The sequence below is a fragment of the Flavivirga amylovorans genome (assembly GCF_030540875.1).
GTDB classification, from domain to species: domain Bacteria; phylum Bacteroidota; class Bacteroidia; order Flavobacteriales; family Flavobacteriaceae; genus Flavivirga; species Flavivirga amylovorans.
The window spans coordinates 735,335-758,334 of sequence record NZ_JAUOEM010000002.1; the positions used below are offsets into that span (position 1 = coordinate 735,335).

At 32.0% G+C, this 23,000-nt stretch carries 21 protein-coding genes; 17 read left to right on the top strand and 4 right to left on the bottom strand.

Features of this window, described 5'->3' with window-relative positions; genetic code table 11:
• Positions 1-64: 64 nt before the first annotated feature.
• Positions 65-811 carry a head GIN domain-containing protein gene (locus tag Q4Q39_RS08465; protein WP_303281976.1) on the top strand — a complete coding sequence of 249 codons (747 nt, stop codon included), beginning with the start codon at positions 65-67 and terminating at the stop codon, positions 809-811.
• Here Q4Q39_RS08465 and Q4Q39_RS08470 read toward each other — a convergent pair.
• The 3 genes from Q4Q39_RS08470 to gldA all read right to left on the bottom strand — a co-directional run bounded on the left by Q4Q39_RS08470 (position 797) and on the right by gldA (position 5,142).
• Positions 797-1,984: an acetate/propionate family kinase gene (locus Q4Q39_RS08470; protein ID WP_303281977.1), complete on the bottom strand. Its 1,188-nt coding sequence runs from the start codon at positions 1,982-1,984 to the stop codon at positions 797-799. The genes Q4Q39_RS08465 and Q4Q39_RS08470 overlap by 15 nt on opposite strands.
• A 6-nt stretch (positions 1,985-1,990) precedes the next feature.
• Positions 1,991-4,081, bottom strand: a complete 2,091-nt coding sequence (gene pta / locus Q4Q39_RS08475; RefSeq protein ID WP_303281978.1) for a phosphate acetyltransferase — start codon at positions 4,079-4,081, stop codon at positions 1,991-1,993.
• A 164-nt stretch (positions 4,082-4,245) separates the two neighbouring features.
• A complete protein-coding gene (gene gldA, locus Q4Q39_RS08480) occupies positions 4,246-5,142 on the bottom strand; it encodes a gliding motility-associated ABC transporter ATP-binding subunit GldA (protein ID WP_303281979.1) in 897 nt (298 codons plus the stop codon).
• 343 nt (positions 5,143-5,485) lie between these two features.
• Between gldA and Q4Q39_RS08485 the strand changes: the two genes are divergently transcribed.
• The 4 genes from Q4Q39_RS08485 (at position 5,486) to Q4Q39_RS08500 (ending at position 9,508) form a co-directional block, all read left to right on the top strand.
• On the top strand, positions 5,486-6,313 hold the full coding sequence (locus tag Q4Q39_RS08485; protein WP_303281980.1) for a prephenate dehydratase: 828 nt from the start codon (positions 5,486-5,488) through the stop codon (positions 6,311-6,313).
• Complete coding sequence (locus tag Q4Q39_RS08490; RefSeq protein ID WP_303281981.1) at positions 6,310-7,455, top strand: pyridoxal phosphate-dependent aminotransferase; 1,146 nt, start codon at positions 6,310-6,312, stop codon at positions 7,453-7,455. The genes Q4Q39_RS08485 and Q4Q39_RS08490 overlap by 4 nt, the downstream gene beginning before the upstream one ends.
• A 97-nt stretch (positions 7,456-7,552) precedes the next feature.
• Positions 7,553-8,404, top strand: a complete 852-nt coding sequence (locus Q4Q39_RS08495; RefSeq protein WP_303281982.1) for a prephenate dehydrogenase — start codon at positions 7,553-7,555, stop codon at positions 8,402-8,404.
• 21 nt (positions 8,405-8,425) lie between these two features.
• Complete coding sequence (locus Q4Q39_RS08500; protein ID WP_303281983.1) at positions 8,426-9,508, top strand: bifunctional 3-deoxy-7-phosphoheptulonate synthase/chorismate mutase type II; 1,083 nt, start codon at positions 8,426-8,428, stop codon at positions 9,506-9,508.
• Positions 9,509-9,573: 65 nt separating this feature from the next.
• On the opposite strand, the gene Q4Q39_RS08505 is transcribed toward Q4Q39_RS08500, so the two are convergent.
• Positions 9,574-10,026 (bottom strand): hypothetical protein, encoded by a 453-nt coding sequence (locus Q4Q39_RS08505; RefSeq protein WP_303281984.1) that lies wholly within the window; start codon positions 10,024-10,026, stop codon positions 9,574-9,576.
• Positions 10,027-10,113: 87 nt separating this feature from the next.
• On the opposite strand from Q4Q39_RS08505, the gene rsgA reads away from it, so the two are divergent.
• The 12 genes from rsgA to Q4Q39_RS08565 all read left to right on the top strand — a co-directional run bounded on the left by rsgA (position 10,114) and on the right by Q4Q39_RS08565 (position 22,941).
• The gene (rsgA, locus tag Q4Q39_RS08510; RefSeq protein ID WP_303281986.1) at positions 10,114-11,058 is read left to right on the top strand and encodes a ribosome small subunit-dependent GTPase A; all 945 of its coding nucleotides are present in this window, start codon (positions 10,114-10,116) and stop codon (positions 11,056-11,058) included.
• Between the two features lie 91 nt (positions 11,059-11,149).
• Positions 11,150-11,602, top strand: coding sequence for a D-aminoacyl-tRNA deacylase (dtd, locus tag Q4Q39_RS08515; protein WP_303281987.1), 453 nt, complete (start codon positions 11,150-11,152; stop codon positions 11,600-11,602).
• Positions 11,602-12,138 carry a metal-dependent hydrolase gene (locus tag Q4Q39_RS08520; RefSeq protein WP_303281988.1) on the top strand — a complete coding sequence of 179 codons (537 nt, stop codon included), beginning with the start codon at positions 11,602-11,604 and terminating at the stop codon, positions 12,136-12,138. The genes dtd and Q4Q39_RS08520 overlap by 1 nt, the downstream gene beginning before the upstream one ends.
• Positions 12,139-12,199: 61 nt before the next feature.
• The gene (locus tag Q4Q39_RS08525) at positions 12,200-14,110 is read left to right on the top strand and encodes a DUF3858 domain-containing protein (protein ID WP_303281989.1); all 1,911 of its coding nucleotides are present in this window, start codon (positions 12,200-12,202) and stop codon (positions 14,108-14,110) included.
• A 4-nt stretch (positions 14,111-14,114) separates the two neighbouring features.
• Entirely contained in the window at positions 14,115-16,127 is a 2,013-nt protein-coding gene (locus tag Q4Q39_RS08530; protein ID WP_303281990.1) for a DUF3858 domain-containing protein, read from the top strand.
• The gene (locus Q4Q39_RS08535; RefSeq protein ID WP_303281991.1) at positions 16,127-16,453 is read left to right on the top strand and encodes a nucleotide pyrophosphohydrolase; all 327 of its coding nucleotides are present in this window, start codon (positions 16,127-16,129) and stop codon (positions 16,451-16,453) included. The genes Q4Q39_RS08530 and Q4Q39_RS08535 overlap by 1 nt, the downstream gene beginning before the upstream one ends.
• Positions 16,454-16,485: 32 nt before the next feature.
• Positions 16,486-17,712 carry a 3-phosphoshikimate 1-carboxyvinyltransferase gene (locus Q4Q39_RS08540; protein WP_303281992.1) on the top strand — a complete coding sequence of 409 codons (1,227 nt, stop codon included), beginning with the start codon at positions 16,486-16,488 and terminating at the stop codon, positions 17,710-17,712.
• Between the two features lie 171 nt (positions 17,713-17,883).
• Positions 17,884-18,933, top strand: coding sequence for a tRNA preQ1(34) S-adenosylmethionine ribosyltransferase-isomerase QueA (gene queA, locus Q4Q39_RS08545; RefSeq protein ID WP_303281993.1), 1,050 nt, complete (start codon positions 17,884-17,886; stop codon positions 18,931-18,933).
• Between the two features lie 136 nt (positions 18,934-19,069).
• Positions 19,070-20,110: a dual-specificity RNA methyltransferase RlmN gene (rlmN, locus tag Q4Q39_RS08550; protein ID WP_303281994.1), complete on the top strand. Its 1,041-nt coding sequence runs from the start codon at positions 19,070-19,072 to the stop codon at positions 20,108-20,110.
• A 296-nt stretch (positions 20,111-20,406) separates the two neighbouring features.
• A complete protein-coding gene (locus Q4Q39_RS08555) occupies positions 20,407-21,384 on the top strand; it encodes a polyprenyl synthetase family protein (protein ID WP_303281995.1) in 978 nt (325 codons plus the stop codon).
• A gap of 230 nt (positions 21,385-21,614) precedes the next feature.
• On the top strand, positions 21,615-22,193 hold the full coding sequence (locus Q4Q39_RS08560) for an RNA polymerase sigma factor (RefSeq protein WP_303281996.1): 579 nt from the start codon (positions 21,615-21,617) through the stop codon (positions 22,191-22,193).
• Positions 22,180-22,941, top strand: a complete 762-nt coding sequence (locus Q4Q39_RS08565) for a hypothetical protein (RefSeq protein WP_303281997.1) — start codon at positions 22,180-22,182, stop codon at positions 22,939-22,941. The genes Q4Q39_RS08560 and Q4Q39_RS08565 overlap by 14 nt, the downstream gene beginning before the upstream one ends.
• Positions 22,942-23,000: the final 59 nt, after the last annotated feature.

Below are 23,000 nucleotides of genomic sequence, written 5' to 3' on the forward strand. Positions count from 1 at the left end.
ATTAAAATGAATTCCTGCTGTAGTTTATCTTGAACGAAGACGAAAGGCAGGAATGACAAAGTATATGAAACGAATAATATACATATTTTTAATAATTATTATAGTTGCTTGTGATAGTGAAAATGCAAATGATTGTTTTCAGAGAGCAGGAGACATTATTCAACAAGAGGTTATTGTAGATCCTTTTAATAAAATCTTCATTAACCGCAATATTGAATTGATAATTAAAGAAGGCCCTATACAGGAGGTTGTTATTGAGACTGGCAAAAATCTATTAAATGATGTTATTGCTATGGTTGTTGATGGCAAATTAACGTTGACAGATAATAATACATGTAATTATGTTCGTGACTACGAGTCTACTAAAGTATATGTAACATCTCCAAATATTACAGAAATAAGAAGTTCTACACAGTATGATATAAGCTCCGATGGTGTTTTAACGTATCCAAGTTTAACTATTTTGTCAGAAGATTTTGGAGACCCAAGCACCATTACAATTGCTAATTTTAGATTACAAATCGATAATAATACATTTAGGGCGGTTTTTAATAATATATCTAATTGTTTTATTTCGGGCAAAACAGAAAATTTGAGTCTCATTTTTGCGTCAGGAATCTCACGCTTTGAGGGTCGAGATCTTATCGCTCAAAAAGTGGATTTATGGAACAGGGGATCGAACGATATGATCGTAAATCCGCAACAAGAAATAAAAGGAACCATTTCTGGAGTAGGCGATGTTATTTCTGTAAATCGCCCACCTATAGTTGAGGTTGATCAATTATATACAGGGCGTTTAATTTTCGAATAACTTAGTAGACTGTTTCGCAATTTCCAATTCTTCATTCGTTGGAATCACTAAAACTTTTACTTTAGAAGTATCAGTATTAATAGCATGTGTCGTTTTTGATCTGATTTTGTTCTTTTCAGTATCTAAATGAATACCTAAAAATTCTAAATCTTTAGAAACAAGTTCTCTCATTAATTGTGAGTTCTCTCCAATACCCGCAGTAAATACGATGGCATCCAATCCATTTAAAATAGCCGCATAACTACCAATATATTTTTTTATACGATACACATTCATTTCTAAAGCTAGTTGACATGCTTTATTTCCTTGGGCGGCCTGATCTTGGATATCTCTTAAGTCACTAAAACCAGTGAGTCCCAACATACCGCTCTTTTTTTGTAGTAACGTGTTAATATCGTCTAGCTTGAAATTTAATTTGTTTGCTAAATGAAAGATAATAGAAGGATCTATATCTCCAGAACGCGTTCCCATTATTAAGCCACTTATAGGCGAAAACCCCAAAGAATGATCAATACTTTTGCCATCTTTTATAGCTGTCATACTACAACCATTTCCTAAATGAATGATGATGATTTTAGAATCTTTCTTACCTAAATAATCGATGGCTTTTTCTGAAACATACTTGTGACTGGTGCCATGAAAACCATATAAGCGAATATGATGATCATTTAAAAACTCATTAGGAATCGCATATTTATAGGCATGTTCTGGTATAGATTGATGAAAAGCCGTGTCGAAAACAGCAACTTGCTTTGCGTTAGGAAATATATCTTCAGCAACTTCAATACCTTCAAGATTAGCAGGGTTGTGTAAAGGAGCAAGTGATGATAGTTCTTTTATTTTTTCTTTTACAACACTGGTAATTTGAGTTGTTTCATTAAAATGAATACCGCCATGAACGACTCTATGTCCAACTATTGAAATATCTTCTGGAGATTTAATAATCCCCGTGTTATTATCTAAAAGCTGTTTAGATAATAATTTTAATCCATCTTTATGGTCCAAAATAGGTGTTACAAATTCAATAGTATCATTTTGAGTTTTGAATTTAAAAATCGCATCATCAAAACCAATACGTTCAATGAGTCCTGAACATAAAATACGTTCTTCAGGCATTGAAAATAGTTGAAATTTTATAGAGGAACTCCCTGAGTTTAAAACTAATACTTGCATGTTTTTTTATTGGTTTTGAGCTTGAATAGCAGTAATAATAACGGTACTGTAAATATCATCAACAGTACAACCTCTACTAAGATCGTTTACTGGTTTATTTAATCCTTGTAAAACGGGGCCTATGGCTAATGCACCTGTTTCACGTTGTACAGCTTTGTAGGTGTTGTTACCAGTGTTTAAATCTGGAAATATTAAAACACTAGCGTGTCCTGCTACCTCAGAATCTGGTAATTTTGTTTTGCCAATGCGCATATCTACAGCAGCATCATATTGAATAGGGCCTTCTATTTTTAAATCAGAACCTTGTGTTTTTACAATATCGGTAGCCTCTCTAACTTTTTCTACATCAGCACCTTTGCCAGAAGCACCAGAAGAGTAAGAAAGCATGGCAACTTTAGGATCTATGCCAAATTCTTTTGCAGTTTGAGCTGATGAAATAGCGATTTCTGCTAATTGCTGGGCATTTGGATTTGGATTGATAGCACAATCTCCAAATACAGAAATCCTGTCTTCTAAACACATAAAGAAAATAGATGATACCAGGTTTACTCCAGGTTTTGTTTTTATAAATTGTAAAGCAGGACGTAGAGTATGCTGCGTAGTATGTACAGCACCAGAAACCATGCCGTCTGCATGTCCTTTATAAATCATCATCGTACCAAAATAGGAAACATCAGTCATGGTATCTTTTGCCATTTCTAAAGTGACATTTTTATGTTTTCTAAGTTCATAAAAGGTATTAACATAATCTTCAAAATGAGGTGATTTTGTAGGAGATACAATGTTTATTTCATTGGTATTTAGAGGGATGTCTAATTTTTCAATAAGCTCTTTAATTTTATCTTCTTCCCCAAGAAGTGTTAATTCTACAACATGCGCATTAATCAATCTTGCTGCAGCACGTAAAACGCGTTCATCATACCCTTCTGGTAAAACAATGTGTTTTTTATCGTTTAAAGCACGTTGTAATAAATTGTATTGAAACATTCTAGGAGTAAACACTTCAGATTTAAAGGTAATAAGCTTATCTGCTAGCTTATCTGTATCTACATGCTTTTCAAAAGCGGCTATAGATGTTGTTATTTTTTCGGTGTTTTCAGCATATATTCTTGATTTAATATGACCAATACTACTGGTTACATAATATGTGCCTCCTTTTACACTAATAATAGGAACAATACTGGAAAGCCCTTCGATAAGTTTTAAAATAGTTTCTTCGGGCATAAGTCCCCCGGTCAAAATAATTCCAGCAATTTTCGGATAGTTTTTAGAGATATTGGCTTGTAAAGCACCTAAAATAATATCAGCTCTATCACCAGGAGTGATAACCAATGCGTTTTCCTTAAGGCGTATTAAGTAATTACGTAATTGCATGGCACCTACACTAAAACTTTCTGAGAGGTTATTTAGCATGTCATGCCCAAAAAGAACTTCACCATCTAAAGCCTTCGAGATTTCTTTTACAGTAGGACTACTAAGATTAGGTATTTTTGGAATAACCGTAATATCTGTTCCGTTGGTTATGCGTGTTTTTAATTGTGCTTTAAGTATAGAAAGATCATCAGGATTTGCTTTATTTGTTATGATTGAAAGCACATCTACATCTTGCTTAAAGGTATTATGAGCCAATTGAACGCTATCCACAATTTCTTTAAAATCTTTCTTGTCTCCTTGAGACACTATAATAACAGGAAGTCCAAGGTTTTTAGAGATCAAAATATTAATGTCTAGCTCTAAACTTGAGTTTTCATGTGAGAAATCGGTGCCTTCTACCAAAACAAAATCAAAACGCTCTTCAAGACTTTTGTATTTTTTTATAATCTCATCTAAGACTTCACCAGATTTCCCTTGATTGTATAAATCAAGTACTTGGCTTCTTGTATAGGCAAATGTTTTCTTGTAGTTAATATCTAATTCAAAATGGGACATTACCGTATTGATGTGATTATCCATTTCTCCTGTTTCAAGATCTTCAATGATTGGTCTAAAATATCCAACCTTGGCAGTTTTTCCCAAAAGCATACGCATTAAGCCAAGAACAACAACAGATTTACCGCTGTTAGGCTCAATAGTAGCTACATAAATTCCTTTACTCATAGTGTTTTTTAGTATTATAAGATAGCTAATAACTTATTTTTAAGATAAGTTATTATAACTCTATATATCATAAATGTTATACGACAAAATTAACATCTTCATGTTATCATAAGGATGATATTTATCATACTTTTCATTTAAAACTTATCGATATAAAAGAACGACTATTTTGAAGTTAAATCTCTGAAAAGTGATTCCAAACTAGCATTCTTTTGATTAAGCTGCAAAATTTTTAATTGATTATCGTGAGCAAAATCAAAGACATGAGATCGCATGTCTTCTGAGGTTTTAAAAGTAATTTCATAAACAAAGCCATGTGTGTTTGTTACATTTTTTACTTTTGGGAGTTTAAGTAAAAAAGCATCTTCAACACGATAATCGAATTCTACAATAACAGTTTGTTCTTTTTCATCACGCAGTTCACTTAGTTTTTTATCTGCAACAATCTCCCCTTTGTTAATTATGATTACCCGATCGCACATAGCTTCAACTTCTTGCATAACATGTGTAGATAGAAATACGGTTTTAGTTTCTCCAATCGTTTTTATAAGATGTCTAATATCAACTAACTGATTGGGGTCTAAACCAGTGGTTGGTTCATCTAATATTAAAACATCGGGGTCATGTAATAATGCATTGGCCAAACCTACGCGCTGGCGATAGCCTTTAGAGAGCTGCCCTATTTTTTTATGAACCTCAGGTGTTAAACCAGTAAGTTCAATAACATCATGAATACGTTGTTTAGATACTTTGTAAATATTGGCGTTAAAGTTTAAATATTCTTTAACAAACATGTCTAAATATAAAGGGTTGTGCTCTGGCAGATATCCAACACTTTGTTGTACATGCTTAGTGTTTTCTTTTATATCATGTCCATTGACCTTAGCTTCACCTTCACTAGGGTTAATATAAGTGGTTAATATTTTCATCATAGTAGATTTCCCAGCACCATTAGGACCTAGAAATCCAACAATTTCAGGTTTGTTGACTTTAAATGATATATTGTTTAAAGCTTTTTGCTCGCCATAACGTTTTGAAACTCCGATTACTTCAATAGACATAAATTAAAATTATTTATTCAAAAATAATAATTATATAATGCAATAGAAGTTTTGTTATATAATCTTTAAAACTTTTGAAAAATTCAAAAAAAACTAATAGCACAATTTTGATTTCTTAAAATATTATTTACTTTAGCCTCATAATTATGACAACAGTATATTATACATATTTTAACAACTGGTTTTATTTCTTTTTTAGCAAAAGGGACGAGGCGTTGTATGTATAATTTATAACTATAAATTTTAAATATGAGTCTCGATGAAAATCGGGACTTTTTTTTGTTCAACTTTTAGTTGAACAACCTCAATAAAGATTGAGGGCTTAATAAAATAAAACTAGATTTTGATTAAAACGGTAGCTATACAAGGAGTAAAAGGATCTTTTCATCACATTGTGTCTCAGCAATTTTTTGATGAGCCTGTTGATGCGATTGAATGCTTAACATTCGATAGGGTGGTTGACTCTTTAATTACTAAAGAATGCGATGCGGCCATCATGGCTTTAGAAAATTCTATAGTAGGATCTATTATTCCTAATTATGCTTTGATAGATAAATATGAGTTACATATAGTTGGTGAGCATTATTTAGATATACAGCATAATTTAATGGCATTGCCAGATCAGAGTATTGAGGATATAGAAGAAGTGTACTCTCACCCTATGGCATTGCTGCAGTGTAAAGAATTTTTTAAGCAATACCCGCATATTAAGCTAGTCGAAGATAAGGATACAGCAGAAGTTGCTCAACGTATTCAAGAAAAGAAGCTTAAAGGAGTAGGTGCTATTGCAAGTACTTTGGCAGCCGATATATTTGAGTTAGATATTTTGGCAGCAAGTATTCAAACTATAAAGCATAATGAAACACGTTTTGTTATTGTAAAACGAATAAATTCTGAGGTATCTGAAAATGACATTAACAAGGCTTCTGTTAAATTTGAAAGTGATCATAAAAGAGGTAGTTTAGCGGCAATTCTTAATGTGATGAGCGATTGCAAATTAAATTTAACTAAAATTCAATCATTACCAATAGTTGAAACACCTTGGAAGTATGCTTTTTTTGTTGATGTTACTTTTGAAAAATATACAGATTTTAAAAAATCAAAAGCTATAATTGATATTATGGGTGAAGGATTTAAAGTGTTGGGTGAATATAAAAATGCCAAATTATGATTGAAGCAGCAAATAGATTACAAACTGTAGAAGAATATTACTTTTCAAAAAAATTAAGAGAAGTAAACTTTCTTATAACTAGCGGAAAACCTATCATTAATTTGGGTATTGGTAGTCCAGATTTACAGCCGCCACAAAAAGTTGTAGAGGCTATAAAAGAAGGATTGTTGGCATCAAACGCTCATAAATATCAAAGTTACCAAGGGTTGCCTGAGCTAAGAGAGGCTATTGCTGAATTTTATAAAGAACATTTTTCAGTGTCTTTAAGTGCTACGACAGAAGTTTTACCTCTTATGGGCAGTAAAGAAGGGATTATGCATATTTCGATGGCATATTTAAATGAAGGTGATGCCGTGTTGATCCCAAATCCAGGATATCCAACCTATCAATCTGTTACAAAATTAGTAGGAGCGAAACCTGTTTTTTACGAATTAGATGCAGCAAATAATTGGTTGCCAGATTTTGAAGCTTTAGAACAATTGGACTTGAGTAAAGTGAAATTGATGTGGGTAAACTATCCGAATATGCCAACAGGAGCTCAGCCAAATACTTATTTGTTTGAAGAATTAGTGGCATTTGCTAAGCGACATAATATTCTAATCGTTAACGACAATCCGTATAGTTTTATATTAAATGAATCTCCAAAAAGCATATTAAGTATTGAAGGAGCAAAAGACGTTTGTTTAGAACTTAATTCGTTAAGTAAGACCTTTAATATGGCAGGATGGCGTGTAGGAATGGTTCTTGGGGATAGTAAGCATATAAATAATATTTTGAAGGTGAAAAGTAACATGGATTCTGGTATGTTTTATGGCATTCAAAAAGGAGCCATAGAAGCCTTAAAGTGCTCAGAAATGTGGTTTGTTACTTTAAACAGTGTGTATAAACAACGTCGCGATTTAGTTTGGAAATTAGCAGACGCTTTAAATTGTACTTACGATAAAAATGCCACAGGGCTTTTTGTTTGGGCTAAATTACCTGACTCTGTAAAAGCAGAAGCGTATATAGATTCGGTGCTTAAAGACAAACATATTTTTATTACGCCAGGAACCATTTTTGGTAGTAAAGGAGAAGGTTATATTAGATTTTCTTTATGTGCAACAAACGAAGTTTTAGAAGAAGCTATAAAAAGAGTAGAATAAGTATTCAGTTAGCAGCAAACAGTAGTATAGATTGTAAAATATAAATAGTAATTAATAATTCTTCCCTTAGGGAAGATGTCTCAAAGAGGCAGATGTGATGAAAAATATATACATTATAGGAGTTGGGTTAATAGGAGGAAGTCTTGCTATAGATATTAAAAAGAATAATCCAGAAGCGGTTATCCATGGTATTAGTAGAAAACAGACAACACTTGATGAAGCTTTGTCGCTTAACTTAATTGATAAAAAAGCAACTTTAGAAGATATTGATAATGCCGATTTGGTTATTATATCTATACCTGTAGATGCTACGGTAAAGCTATTGCCAAGTATTTTGGATAAGATATCCGATTCAGGGTTGGTTGTAGATGCTGGATCTACTAAAGTAGACATCTGTAAGGTTATTGAAAATCATCCAAAACGTAGAAATTTTTTAGCCATGCATCCTATAGCAGGAACCGAACATTCTGGGCCTACTGCTGCAATCCCTAATTTGTTTAAAGGAAAAACAAATATTGTTTGCGAAGTTGAAAAAACAGCATTCAAACTTCAAGAAAAAGCATTGAAACTTTTTGTAGATATTGGGATGCGTATTCGCTATATGAATCCGGAAGCACATGATAAACATATTGCGTATATGTCTCATTTATCTCATATTAGTTCATTTATGTTAGGTAAAACGGTGATAGAAAAAGAAAAAAATGAGCGTGATATTTTTGATATGGCCGGTAGTGGATTTGAGTCAACAGTTCGTCTGGCAAAGAGTTCTCCGGAAATGTGGACGCCTATATTTAAACAAAATAAAGAGAATGTCATTGAAACTTTAAAAGAATACATCGATAACCTAAATCAGTTCAAAGAACTTATGGAAAAAGATGATTTTGAAGAAGTTTATAATGAAATGAAAAATACAAACCATATAAAACAAATTTTAAACGGAATAGCTTAATCGGCTAAATATTAAGTAAAGATGGAGAACAAAAAAGAAATGAGAAACTGGTTGGATGCATTAAACTTAGATCATCCTTTGGTTATTGCAGGACCTTGTAGTGCTGAAACAGAAGAGCAGGTATTAAAAATAGCCCATGAGCTAAAAGATACAGATGTTAGCTATTTTAGAGCTGGTATTTGGAAGCCAAGAACAAGACCGGGAATGTTTGAAGGTGTTGGTGCATTGGGTTTAAAGTGGCTGCAAAAAGTAAAAGCAGAAACAGGAATGAAAATCTGTACAGAAGTAGCGAATGCTGCTCATGTAAAATTAGCTTTAGAACATGACGTAGATTTATTATGGATTGGAGCACGTTCTACAGTGAGTCCATTTATCATGCAAGAAATTGCAGATGCTTTACAAGGGACAGATAAGCCTGTATTGATAAAAAACCCAGTAAACCCAGATTTGTCTTTATGGTTGGGAGGTATTGAAAGAATATATAAATCAGGCGTTAAAAATATTGGAGCCATTCATAGAGGGTTTTCAACATATGAAAAAACCAAATATAGAAATATTCCGGAATGGCAATTGGCTATCGAGTTTCAAAATAAATATCCAGACATCCCTTTAATTAACGATCCATCACATATTACTGGTAATCGTGATATGATTTTTGATGTATCCCAAACTGCTTTAGATTTAAATTTTGATGGATTAATGATTGAAACACATTACGATCCAGAAAATGCATGGAGTGATGCTGCACAACAAGTAACACCTAGTAGTTTAGTGCAAATTATGAAAGATCTTAAAATTAGAAAAGAAACCAATGCAGAAGCGGAGTATAACAGTACTTTGGAGAATTTAAGAGCGCAAATTGATGTTGTAGATAATCAGATTATTAGTCTATTGGGAAAACGTATGGTAGCAGCTGATGGTATTGGAGCCCTTAAAAAACAGAAGAATGTTGCAGTATTACAATCCAAACGATGGAATGAGATTTTAGGGAAAATGGTTTTAGAAGGTCAAGATCATGGACTTAGTGAAGAGTTTATCTTAAAAATGTTTAAAGCTATTCACCAAGAATCAATTAATCATCAAGAGAAGATTATTAATGGGTAAGAAATTATGTATCCTATAAAAAAGCCTCGCAATTGCGAGGCTTTTTGTTTTTTTAATGCAAAAAACTATGGCTTGTTTCTTTTAAAAATATAGCGTGTTATAAAAATACCTTTGCCATCATTTTTACCAGCGTCACTTTCTACAGCACTGGTAACAAACGCTAATTCCCAACCTTCTTCTATCATTGTGTTGATTTTAGAAGTTATTAAAACATCGTTGGCAGCAATGTTTTGAAAACGAATTCCTCCTATGTTATAAAAATTTAACAATTTTGTTTCGTCAAAATCTTTAACTCTTATCTCTCCACGTTTTGATTTGTTGCGGGTGTTATCTTCAGTTGTTTGCGTACTAGTAAATTCTTTATAATCTTTTTCTTCGTTAGCACTGATAATTCTAGAACGCCCTAGACCACCAGAGACAATAGATTCTACACTAGTAACAACTTTATACTCTACTTGAGCATTGGTGTCTATAAAAGAGAATAACGCAAGAGTAAAAACAAAAAGTAATTTTTTCATAATAGAGGTGTCTTTTTAATTAATAATTACAAGATTAAACAATATCTATACCAAAAAAAAGATTTTTAATTTTACATTTGAAAAAATATGACAGGACTCGTTTATAAATCTACAGGAAGCTGGTACACGGTTAAAACCGATTTAGGCCACATTTACGAATGTCGTATAAAGGGTAAATTTCGCATAAGTGGTATTAAAAGTACAAATCCTATATCGGTTGGAGATATGGTAGATTTTGAGCTTGAAACTGACAATAATCAAGAATCTGGTATCATACATAAAATTCATGATAGAGCAAACTACATTGTTAGGAAGTCGGTTAATTTATCTAAACAAACACATATTATTGCAGCTAATTTAGATCAGGTTTTTTTAATGATCACGATTAATAATCCACCAACATTAACGAGTTTTATCGACCGATTTTTAGTAACGGCCAATGCATATTCTATTAAAACAGTATTACTGTTTAATAAAGTAGATACTTACGATGAAGAAACACTTTTAGAAGTGAAATATCTTGCACATATTTATAGGAAAATTGGATACGAGTGTATAGGTGTTTCAGCTAAGACAGGTAAAAATGTAGATAAGGTAAAAGGGTTAATGGTTGATAAAGTTAGTATGTTTTCAGGACATTCTGGTGTTGGTAAATCTACACTTGTAAACGCGATTGAGCCAACTTTAAATATTAAGACAAAAGAAATTTCAACACAACACATGCAAGGGCAGCATACTACGACGTTTGCAGAAATGTTCGATTTAAGTTTTGGAGCAAAAATTATTGACACACCTGGTATAAAAGGCTTTGGAGTGGTAGATATGGATAAGGAAGAAGTAGGCGATTATTTTCCAGAAATATTTGAATTGAAGCAAGATTGTAAATTTAATAATTGCTTACATGTAAAAGAGCCTAAGTGTGCTGTTAAAAAAGCTCTAGATAATGACGAGATAACGTTTTCTCGATATAGAAGTTATTTGCAAATTATTGAAGGAGAAGACGAGCATTATAGAACAGATAATTGGGAATAATCCCCATGATCCTTCGGACATTTCCCCAAAAAGGAAAAATAAATATGAACCAAATAGTTCCCTTTTTTTGAAAAGGGTTAGGGATAGGAAAATGAAAGCGGTCATTCAAAGAGTTTCAAAAGCAAGCGTAACTATAAACGGAGAACAAGTAGCATCCATTTCAACAGGGCTTTTAGTTCTTTTAGGTATCGTTAATGAAGATACGCTCGAAGATATTAAATGGTTAACGAACAAAATAGTGAACCTTCGTGTTTTTGCTGACGAAAATAATATCATGAATACCTCTTTATTAGATGTTAATGGAGATGCTATCGTGGTTAGCCAATTTACGTTACATGCCTCCACAAAAAAAGGGAATAGACCAAGTTATATTAAAGCAGCAAAACCAAATGTAGCTATTCCTCTTTATAAAAGTTTTGTGAAACAATTAGAAGATAATTTGGGTAAATCTGTTCAAACCGGACAATTTGGAGCCGATATGAAAGTAGAATTGCTTAACGATGGTCCAGTAACAATAATAATCGATTCAAAAAACAAAGAATAATGGCATCTATATTTGGTCATGGTGTGATTGGTTTTACACTAGCTAAAATTATTGATAGGCATAATGCAAAATGGTTAATAGTATGTGCTATATTTTCAACCATTCTTCCGGATTTTGATGTTATTGGCTTTAAGTTAGGTGTGCCTTATGAGCATCCTATGGGGCATAGGGGCTTCACACATTCTATATTGTTTTCAATTATATGGGCCTTAGTTTTGGCAGTTACCATGGGTAGAAAAAATAAAAAAATCTGGTTTTTAGTTATTCTTTTATCAACACTCTCACATGGTATTTTAGATGCTATGACTTCTGGCGGTATGGGAGTTGGTTTTTTAATTCCATTTAATAATAACCGTTTTTTCTTCCCGTTTCGAGGCATACAAGTATCGCCAATTGGAGTGAGAGATTTTTTTTCAGAATGGGGTTTGAAAGTGTTTCTTAGCGAGTTTAAATACGTTTTTGTCCCATCTTTTCTTATATTGTTTGTGAGATTTTTAATTTATCGGACGAAAGGTTTTGTAGATGATAAAAACTGAGCTTTCTCATATAATAATCAGTTTTATATAAATACCTTTAACGCATAAAGCCATAAAATAAATGATTACAAAAAAAATTATGAGTATGATTATTTTACTCATTACTTTATCAGTTACTTCCCAAGAAAATTTATATACAAGTTTCACCATTCCAGCAAATCTTAAAGAAAAAGCAAATGCGGTTATTCGATCTAATGATGTGCATATTTCGTTAAAATCATCGAGCGAAATGCATATTACTAAGAAGCGGATTATTACTGTGTTGAACAAAGAAGGAAATGATGATGTAGATGCACATGCATACTATGATAATAATGTAAAAATTAAGAGATTAGAAGTATTGGTTTTTAATAATTTTGGTAAAGAAATTAAAAAAATTAAAAAAAATGACTTTAAAGATGTTAGTGCAGTTGATGGAGGTACGTTATATTCAGACTCTAGAGTTAAATATTTAGACTATACACCCATTGAGTATCCTTACACTATTGAGTTTACTAGTGAAGTAGCAAATAATAATACGGCATTTATTCAATCTTTTCTACCGGTTAATGACTATTTTTTAAGTGTTGAAAAAAGTACTTATACCATAGAATTTCCTGAGGATATTACTATTAGAATAAAGGAAAAGAATTTTGAAACTTTAGATTTACATAAAGAAGTCCTTTCAGGAAAAATTAAATATGAAGTAAAGAATATCCAAGCTGTAAAACCTGAAGCATATAGCCCGGCATCCATTAATATGTCTCCTAGGGTTTTAGTCGCATCGAAACAATTTACATTAGAAGGTGTGCATACACAAGTAGAAAATTGGAATGATTTTGGGAAATGGATGTATCACGATTTAATAAAAGATACGTATGATTTGTCTGCAAGTACAATTAATATCGTTCAAGACTTGGTGAAAGATGAACCAAATGATGTTGCAAAAGCCAAGAAAATATACCAGTATGTACAAGATAAAACACGCTATATAAGTGTGCAAGTAGGAATTGGTGGCTGGAAACCTTTTAATGCTTCAGAAGTAGATAAATTAGGTTATGGAGACTGTAAAGCCTTAACAAATTATACCATGTCACTTTTAAAAGCAGCAGGAGTTAAATCTAATTATACAGTTGTTTATGCTGGTAATTCACAAAGAAGCTTAGAAAAAGACTTTGCAGCTATGCAAGGTAACCATGTGATTCTTAATATCCCACAAGAAGATAAAGAAGATATCTGGCTGGAATGTACAAGTCAGAAATTACCTTTTGGTTTTATTGGGGATTTTACAGACGATAGAGACGTACTGGTTATAACACCAGAAGGCGGTAAAATTCAACATACAAAAAAATACAAGCCAGAAGAAAGTCTTCAATTAATTAAGGGAAACTATACTGTTTCAAACAATGGAGCTATTGAAGCAAATGTTAATGTTAATTCTAAAGGGATACAATATGATGACAAATATTGGTTAGAAACCGAAACAGAAAGAGACCTCGATAAACATTATAAAAAGCGATGGAAATATATCAATACTATTAAAATCAATAGTATGCATATAGCTAATAATAAAGAAACTATTGAGTTTATTGAAGATGTTAGTTTTCAGGCAACGAATTACTCTAAAAAGTTAGGAGATAGAATGTTGCTTACGGTAAATGCTTTGAATAGAAATACGGAAATTCCAGATCGCTACAGAAACAGAAAACATCCACTTAAAATTAGAAGAGGATTTAAAGATGTTGATGAGGTTGAAATTAAGTTACCACAAGATTATAAAGTAGAATCTAAGCCTGATAATAAAACCATTGAAAATAAATTTGGGAGTTATAAAGCTGAGGTGATCGTAAAAGATGACAATACCCTTATATATAAAAGAGAATTTGTAGTAAAGGATGGTGAGTTTCCTAAAGAAGATTATGATGCGTTTAGGACGTTTTACAAAGAAGTAAATAAACAAGACAACTCAAAAATAGCATTAATTAAAAAATGATTAAATGAAAATCACAGTGATTTTATTTAGCTTATGCTTTACAATAACAGCATTTGCTCAAGATTACAAATTTGGAAAAGTCTCTAAAGAAGAATTAGAAGAAAAGTTTAACCCGTTAGACTCATCTGCAAATGCAACATATTTGTATAAAAACAGAAAGACGTTTTTTCAATATCAACAAGGAGAAGGGTTTAGCTTAATAACCGAGATACACGAGCGAATAAAAATATATAATAAAGATGGTTTCGATTATGCCACTGAAAATGTGGGGTTATATAAAAACGGAAGTGATATAGAAGAATTTACTAATATAAAAGCTTACACTTATAATTTATTAGAAGGGAAAGTGGAAGAAACTAAACTCACCAAAGAAGGGATATTTAAAACCGAAAAGTATAATTATCTTGATGAAGTAAAATTTACCATGCCAAATATTAAAGAAGGTAGTGTGGTTGAATTTAAGTACCGGATTACGTCGCCTTTTTATTCTAATGTGGATGATTTTGATTTTCAGTATAGTATTCCTGTAAAAAAATTAGAAGCTAAATTTGAAGTACCGGAGTACTTTGTTTTTAAGCCTAATATGAAAGGGTTTTTGTCTGTAATTCCTAAGACAGAAACCAAAAGAGATAAAATTACTTTTAGAAGTAAAACCAGGTCTGGTGGAGGCCTTAGTAGTGGTGCGAGTACATCATATAGTTCATCAGACGTAGAATTTACTAAGAGTATATCATCATTTAACCTTAAAGATGTACCTGCTTTAAAAGAAGAGCCCTATGTAAATAGTATAAATAATTATAGATCGTCTATGAAATACGAATTGTCGTATACAAAATTTCCACAATCTACGGTTAAATATTATTCAACAACCTGGGAAGATGTGGTAAAAACAATTTATAAGAGTCCTAATTTTGGAGATGAATTAAATAAAACGAACTACTATGAAGATGAATTGGATGCCATAATAGGTTCAGTATCTGGGGCTATGGAACGTACATCCTTAATTTTTAATTTTGTTAAATCCAGAGTAAAATGGAATGGTCGTTATGGTAAATACACTAACGAAGGTGTTAAAAAAGCATTCAAGGATCATGTAGGAAATGTTGCAGAGATAAACTTAATGCTAACCTCCATGCTAAAATATGCAGGTTTGAATGCCTATCCTGTTTTAGTAAGCACAAGGAGAAATGGTGTGCCATTATTTCCAACTAGAGAAGGTTATAATTATGTTGTTAGTTATGTTAAATTTTCAGATGGCTATATGCTACTAGACGCCACCAGTAAATATAGTGTTCCCAATGTATTGCCATTTAGGACATTAAATTGGCAAGGGCGTGTTATTTCAGATAAAGGAGGATCTACATTGGTGAATTTATATCCAAAGAACAAATCAAAGGATAATGTTTTTATGATGGTTAATCTAAATGAAGATGGTAGTATAAATGGTGGTTGCAGAAGTTTAAAAACTAGCCATGATGCCTTACGTTATAGAGAGCGCTATAATAATAAGGACGAGGAAGATTTTATAGAAAAGCTAGAAAATAAATACAATGGCCTGGAAATTTCAGACTTTAAAGTAACCAATGGTTTAGATTTATCGAAACCAGTGACAGAATCTTATAAATTCATAAAAGAAAGCCAGGCAGATATTATAGGAGATAAAATTTATTTTTCACCCATGTTTTATTTGAGAACGATGGAGAACCCTTTTAAATTGGAAAATAGAGAATTTCCTGTAGATTTTGGGTATCCTTCTACTTCTAGATATCAAATTACAATAAATTTGCCTGAAGAATATAAAGTAGAGTCTATTCCAGAATCGGTGGCATTTAGTTTACCGGATAATTTGGGAGTTTTTAAATTCAACATAGTAAACAGTGGATTGTCAATTCAGTTAGTGGTTAATGTTGATATCAATCAATCCATTGTTACTCCTTTATATTATGATGCTTTAAAAGAGTATTTTAAACAGATGATTGAAAAAGAAAACGAACAAATAGTATTAACCAGAATATAATGGATATTAAAAACGCACAAAAAATAGTAGACGATTGGATAAATGAACACGGTGTTCGCTATTTTAACGAACTTACTAATATGGCTCAACTTACCGAGGAGGTAGGCGAAGTAGCTCGTATTATCGCAAGACGCTATGGAGAACAAAGTGAAAAAGAAAGTGATAAGGATAAAGATCTTGGAGAAGAATTGGCAGATGTCTTATTCGTAGTCTTGTGCTTAGCAAACCAAACGGGGGTCGATTTGCAAAAAGCATTTGATAAAAGAATGGACAAGAAAGCAAAACGAGATCACGATAGGCATCATAATAACGAAAAATTAAAGTAAATTTGCATCTTGTTTAAAAGAGAATTAAAAGCATGCAAATTACACTTCAAAAATCTACAGTAGCTAAGCAATCTTCAATTCAAATAACAGGATCTAAAAGTGAATCCAATAGATTATTACTTTTAAAAGCGCTATATCCAGAAATTAGCCTTGAGAATGTATCTAATTCTGATGATAGTAACTTAATGACTAATGCTTTAACTACCAGCTCAGATTTAGTTGATATCCATCATGCGGGAACAGCGATGCGTTTTTTAACGGCATACTTTTCTGTTCAAGAAGGGAGAGAGGTAACACTCACGGGATCTAAACGAATGAAAGAGCGCCCTATTGAAGTTTTAGTAGAAGCACTTCAAGAGCTTGGAGCAGATATTAGCTATGTTGAAAATGAAGGATTCCCACCAATAAAAATAAAAGGAAAGAAATTAACAAGGCATAAAGTGTCATTAAAAGCAAATGTGAGTAGTCAGTACATTTCTGCTTTGTTACTTATTGCTTCTAAGCTTGAAAATGGCTTAGAGTTAACACTAGAAGGTGAAATAACATCGGTACCATATATAAAAATGACCCTTAGTTTGTTAGATGAAATTGGGGTAGAATCCTCATTTAATGGACATGTTATTACGGTAAAACCAACAACCAACAACCAACAACCAAAAACATTAACAGTAGAGTCAGATTGGTCGTCGGCATCCTATTACTTTAGTATTGCTGCTATTAGTGAGATTGGAACAGAAATCACATTATCTTCTTACAAAGGAAACTCTTTACAAGGCGATTCTGTTTTAACAGATATTTATAAACACTTTGGAGTAAATACTGTTTTTAATGATAACAGTAGTGTTACTTTAAAGAAAGAATTTTCAAATTTAGAGCCATTGACTTTAAATTTAAAAAATGCTCCAGATATAGCACAGACTATAGCTGTAACATGCTTTGCTTTGGGAATGCCCTGTGATTTGACAGGACTTCACACGCTTAAAATTAAAGAGACTGATAGGTTAGTTGCACTAAAAAATGAAATTGAAAAATTCGGAGGACGTGTTGAAATTACAGATAAATCCTTACGTTTATTAGCTTCTGATAAAATTAATGAGATGGTATCAATTGAAACATATCATGATCATAGAATGGCCATGGCGTTTGCGCCTTTAGCGCTTAAAGTACCTATAAAAATTGAAGACGCTATGGTTGTTTCTAAGTCGTATCCAACATTTTGGGATGATTTAGAATCTATCGGATTTAAAATAACTAAATAATAATCACTCATTTACTTGACAACCCCTATTTGCAGATTGTATATTTGCAGCTTTCAAAAAAACTAATACAGCTTATTGAATACATCTTTACAATAATTCAGGTTATAAAATAACCTGAATATTTATATTATTGAAAGTATCATTTTTTATATAAACAATAAAAACTAACAAATGAAATTATCAAACTTTGGTTTCAATCTCCCAGAAGAATTATTAGCAGAATATCCAGCAGAAAATAGAGACGAGTCACGTTTAATGGTTTTAAATAGAAAAGAGCAAACTATTGAGCACAAGATGTTCAAGGACTTAATAGACTATTTTGACGAAGAAGACGTATTAATACTTAATAATACGAAAGTATTTCCTGCAAGATTATATGGTAATAAAGAAAAAACAGGAGCGAGGATAGAAGTGTTCTTATTAAGAGAATTAAATGAAGAACAACGTCTTTGGGATGTTTTGGTAGATCCAGCACGTAAAATAAGAATTGGTAATAAGTTGTACTTTGGTGATGATGATACGTTAGTTGCAGAAGTTATAGATAATACAACATCTAGGGGACGTACATTACGTTTTTTATATGACGGATCTTATACAGAGTTCCGTAGAAAATTAAATGAACTTGGTGAAACACCACTTCCTAAGTATATAAAAAGAGATGTAGAGCCAGACGATGAAGATCGTTACCAAACGATATATGCAAAAAATGAAGGAGCTGTAGCAGCTCCGACAGCTGGTCTCCACTTTTCTAAGCACTTACTAAAAAGATTAGAAATTAAAGGTATTGATTTTGCTGAAGTAACTTTACATGTAGGTTTAGGAACTTTTAATCCAGTTGAGGTAGAAGATTTATCAAAACACAAAATGGATAGTGAAGAGCTGAAAATCGATGAAAAAGCAGTCGATATTGTAAATAGAGGTATCGCTAACAAAAGACGTATTTGTGCTGTAGGTACTACTGCTATGCGTGCTATAGAAAGTTCTGTGTCATCAAATGGTAAACTAAATGAAATTGATGGATGGACTAATAAATTTATCTTCCCGCCATACGATTTTAGTATCGCTAATTGTATGATTACTAATTTTCATACGCCTAAATCAACATTGTTAATGATGGTTTCAGCATTTGCTGGACATGATTTTATCAAAAAAGCATACGAAGAAGCTGTAAAAGAAAAATATAAATTTTACAGTTATGGTGATGCCATGTTAATCATATAATTCTGAGCTTGTTTCAGAGTCTTATTAAATATATTTTAAAGCCTTGTTATTATTTAACAAGGCTTTTTTATTGAGTTGAATTTTAATAAAGCATTCATCGAAATTCGAAAAACCTTTCACTATTTTTGCAAAACTTATGGCAACAGGTAAAAAAGACATTCGTTCATTAACCAAAGACGATTTAAGAGAGTTCTTTGTAAAACAAGGAGATAAAGCTTTTCGAGGTAATCAGGTTTATGAATGGCTTTGGCAAAAAGCAGCGCATACTTTTAAGGATATGACGAATGTTTCAAAAGAAACACGTCAGATGCTGGAAGACCACTTCGTTATCAATCATATCGAAGTTGATACCATGCAACGTAGTAAAGACGGTACAGTAAAAAATGCAGTTCGCTTGCATGATGGTTTAATTGTAGAGTCGGTTTTAATACCAACAGCAACAAGAACAACGGCTTGTGTGTCCAGTCAAGTCGGGTGTAGTTTAGATTGCAAATTTTGTGCAACAGCACGTTTAAAGCGAATGCGTAACTTAAATCCAGACGAGATTTATGATCAAGTAGTTGCTATTGATAAAGAAAGTCGTTTATATCACAATCGCCCGTTAAGTAATATCGTGTTTATGGGTATGGGAGAACCACTCATGAATTATAACAATGTTATAAAAGCTATTGATAAAATTACGTCTTCAGAAGGTTTGGGAATGTCTGCAAAACGGATTACCGTATCCACATCAGGTGTGCCAAAAATGATAAAAAAAATGGCAGATGATGCCGTTAAATTTAATTTAGCAGTGTCTTTACATTCAGCTATTGATGAAGTTCGTACATCAATTATGCCTTTTAATGAAACGTTTCCTTTAGTGGATTTAAAAGAAGCATTGGAATATTGGTACGAAAAAACAAATAGAAAAATTAGTTACGAATATGTGGTTTGGAAAGGTATAAACGATACGCAAAAAGATATTGATGCCTTTGTTAAATTCTGTAAATATGTACCATGTAAAGTGAACATAATTGAATATAATCCTATTGATGATGGTGAATTTCAACAGGCTACAAATGAAGCTTTAGAAAACTATATCAATACTTTAGAAAAAAATAGAATTGTTGTAAACGTGCGTCGCAGTCGAGGAAAAGATATTGATGCTGCTTGCGGACAATTAGCAAATAAAAAATAAAAAAGAACTTCAAATCGAAGCCCTTTTTTATTTTTTCCGTTAGAATAGTATTATTTTTTGTGTTTCCTTTCAATGATTTAAATAATAAAACAGTCCAAAACAAGTATTAAAAGAATAATGTGTTAACTGTTTATAATAATATTTAAGTTATGTGAAATTTCTTGTAAAACAGCATTTTATCGATTAAGCGTTTTTTTTAGAGATTATTAGTAAATCTATAGAATGAGAACTTTAGATAATCTATAGTAGTAATATCTTAACTTTATTAGTAATTTCGCTGAGATTAAGTTTGAATATTGAAAATAGTAGAGCAAATAAAGCAACCGATAGCTTATGAGATGGATCTTTTCGAGCAAAAGTTTCAGCTCTCTATGTCTAGTAAAGTTGCATTACTTAATAGAATTACACACTATATTGTAAACAGAAAAGGAAAACAAATGCGGCCTATGTTCGTGTTTTTAGTTTCTAAAATGGTGTCTAATGGCGAAGTTAATGAACGGACTTACAGAGGTGCTTCAGTTATAGAACTTATTCATACGGCAACTTTAGTACACGATGATGTTGTTGATGATAGTAATCGCCGACGCGGATTCTTCTCTGTAAACGCGCTCTGGAAAAATAAGATAGCAGTTTTAATTGGTGACTTTTTACTATCTAAAGGGTTGCTTTTAAGTATCGATAATAGTGATTTTGATTTACTCAAGATTATTTCTATTGCCGTTCGAGAAATGAGTGAGGGTGAATTACTTCAAATAGAGAAAGCGCGAAAACTTGATATTACAGAAGACATTTATTATGAAATTATCCGTCAGAAAACAGCAACTTTAATAGCTGCTTGCTGTAGTTTAGGGGCGGCATCTGTAAAACCAGAATCAGATCATGTAGAATCCATGCGAAAGTTTGGTGAACTTATTGGTATGGCGTTTCAAATAAAAGATGATTTGTTTGATTATGGAGAAACTCAAATTGGAAAACCTACAGGCATAGATATTAAAGAACAGAAAATGACCTTACCTTTAATTTATGTTCTTAATCAATCTTCTAAAAAAGATAAAAACTGGCTCATTAATTCCATAAAGAATCATAATAAAGACACTAAACGTGTTAAGGAAGTTATTGCTTTTGTGAAAAATAACGGCGGTTTAGATTATGCTGTAAAGAAGATGAAAGCATTTCAGGAAGAAGCCTTACAAATGCTTCAAACATTTCCAGAATCAGATTATAGAAATTCACTGGAGCTTATGGTGAATTATGTGATTGATAGGAAGAAGTAAGTTGTTCTGTTAAAAGGTATTGAGCGTCGTAATTTATATACAGTCGAGATCGTGACCTTATATTCATCCATTATTTTTATATAATTCCACGGAATTTCAAAGACATTTAACTCTTGCTTATTTTCTCAATTTTAAGGCTTTAGATCTTTTTTGAAGTACATTTATAGAAATATTTTAACACTTGGGCAACCATTAGTATAAAATTTGCGTCTTTAAAAATAGAAGGCTAAATGAAATCATTGTTGAAAGTAATACAATTGCATAAAGACGAAGCGTCACTTATAAAAAAAGCGATTAAAAACAATCGTGAGGCACAGCACGTATTATTTGAATTGCATGCTCCAAAAATGCTAAGTGTTTGTAGATATTATATAAAAGATTTGCAGCAAGCAGAAGAAGCCATGCTTAACGGGTTTTTTAAAGTATTTTCTAATTTGAAGAGTTTTAAAAGTGAAGGTAGTTTTGAAGGTTGGATTCGGCGAATTATGGTAAGAGAATCTATTTCTTTTTTAAGACAAAAAAAACAAATAGAATTTTCTGTTGAAGATTTTGAATTCAAGAATGATTATACGAATAATATTAGTACCGATATTGAAGTTGCCGAAATACAGGAACTTATTGATGCACTTCCCGAAGGTTATAAAATGATATTTGTTATGTATGCGATTGAAGGTTACAAGCATTACGAAATAGCAGACATGTTAAATATCGCAGAAGGGACATCAAAATCGCAGTTATTTAAAGCACGAAAGTTGCTTCAAGAAAGAATTAAAGAATTAAATAAAACGACAAGCTATGGAACCAATTAAATTTGAAGAAGACATAAGAAATAAGCTTGATAAAAGAACATTGCAGCCATCTGATAATGCCTGGAGCAAACTTTCAGACCGTATAGATAATCATCAAGGAAAGAAAAGAAATAAAAAGCCAATGTTATGGATAGGTTTGGCAGCGAGTATTGTTGGAATTATGTTAGTGATATCTCAGTTTTTTAATGAAGTTACTAGTGTTGATGATATTCATAAAACAGTAGTGAACCCTAAAGTTATTGAAGAAAATAAAAATAATGTAGCGGTTGAAGCTGATATTACTATAAAAAAGGCTTCTGATAACACTCAAGTAAATGAAGAAAAAAAGATTAAAAAATTAGTTAAAAGGCCAACCCTGATTAAAACAGAACTTGTTAAAGAAGAAATTACTATTGCTCAAGAAAACAATGTGAATAAACTAAAAAAGGAAGCTGTCAGTTCTGTTGAAGTTGTACCAGAGCCTTTAACTTTTGAACAAAAAAAAATACAAGCAGTCGCAAATCAAATACAATCCTTAAGGGATAATAATAGTATTACTGATGATGCCATCGAAGCTTTGTTACTGGAAGCCCAAAAAGAAATCAGATTAAACCAATTATATAATGAAACCACAGGAGTGGTTGATGCTAATTTATTACTTCAAGACGTTGAAGCAGATTTAGATCAATCCTTTAGAAGTAAAGTTTTTGAAGTTATAAAAACAAGTTATGGAACAGTAAAAACTGCTGTTGCTCATCGTAATGATTAACATATATTCCTGCGTAGGCAGGAATCTCATGAATTATAACTATAAATATCATCAAATCA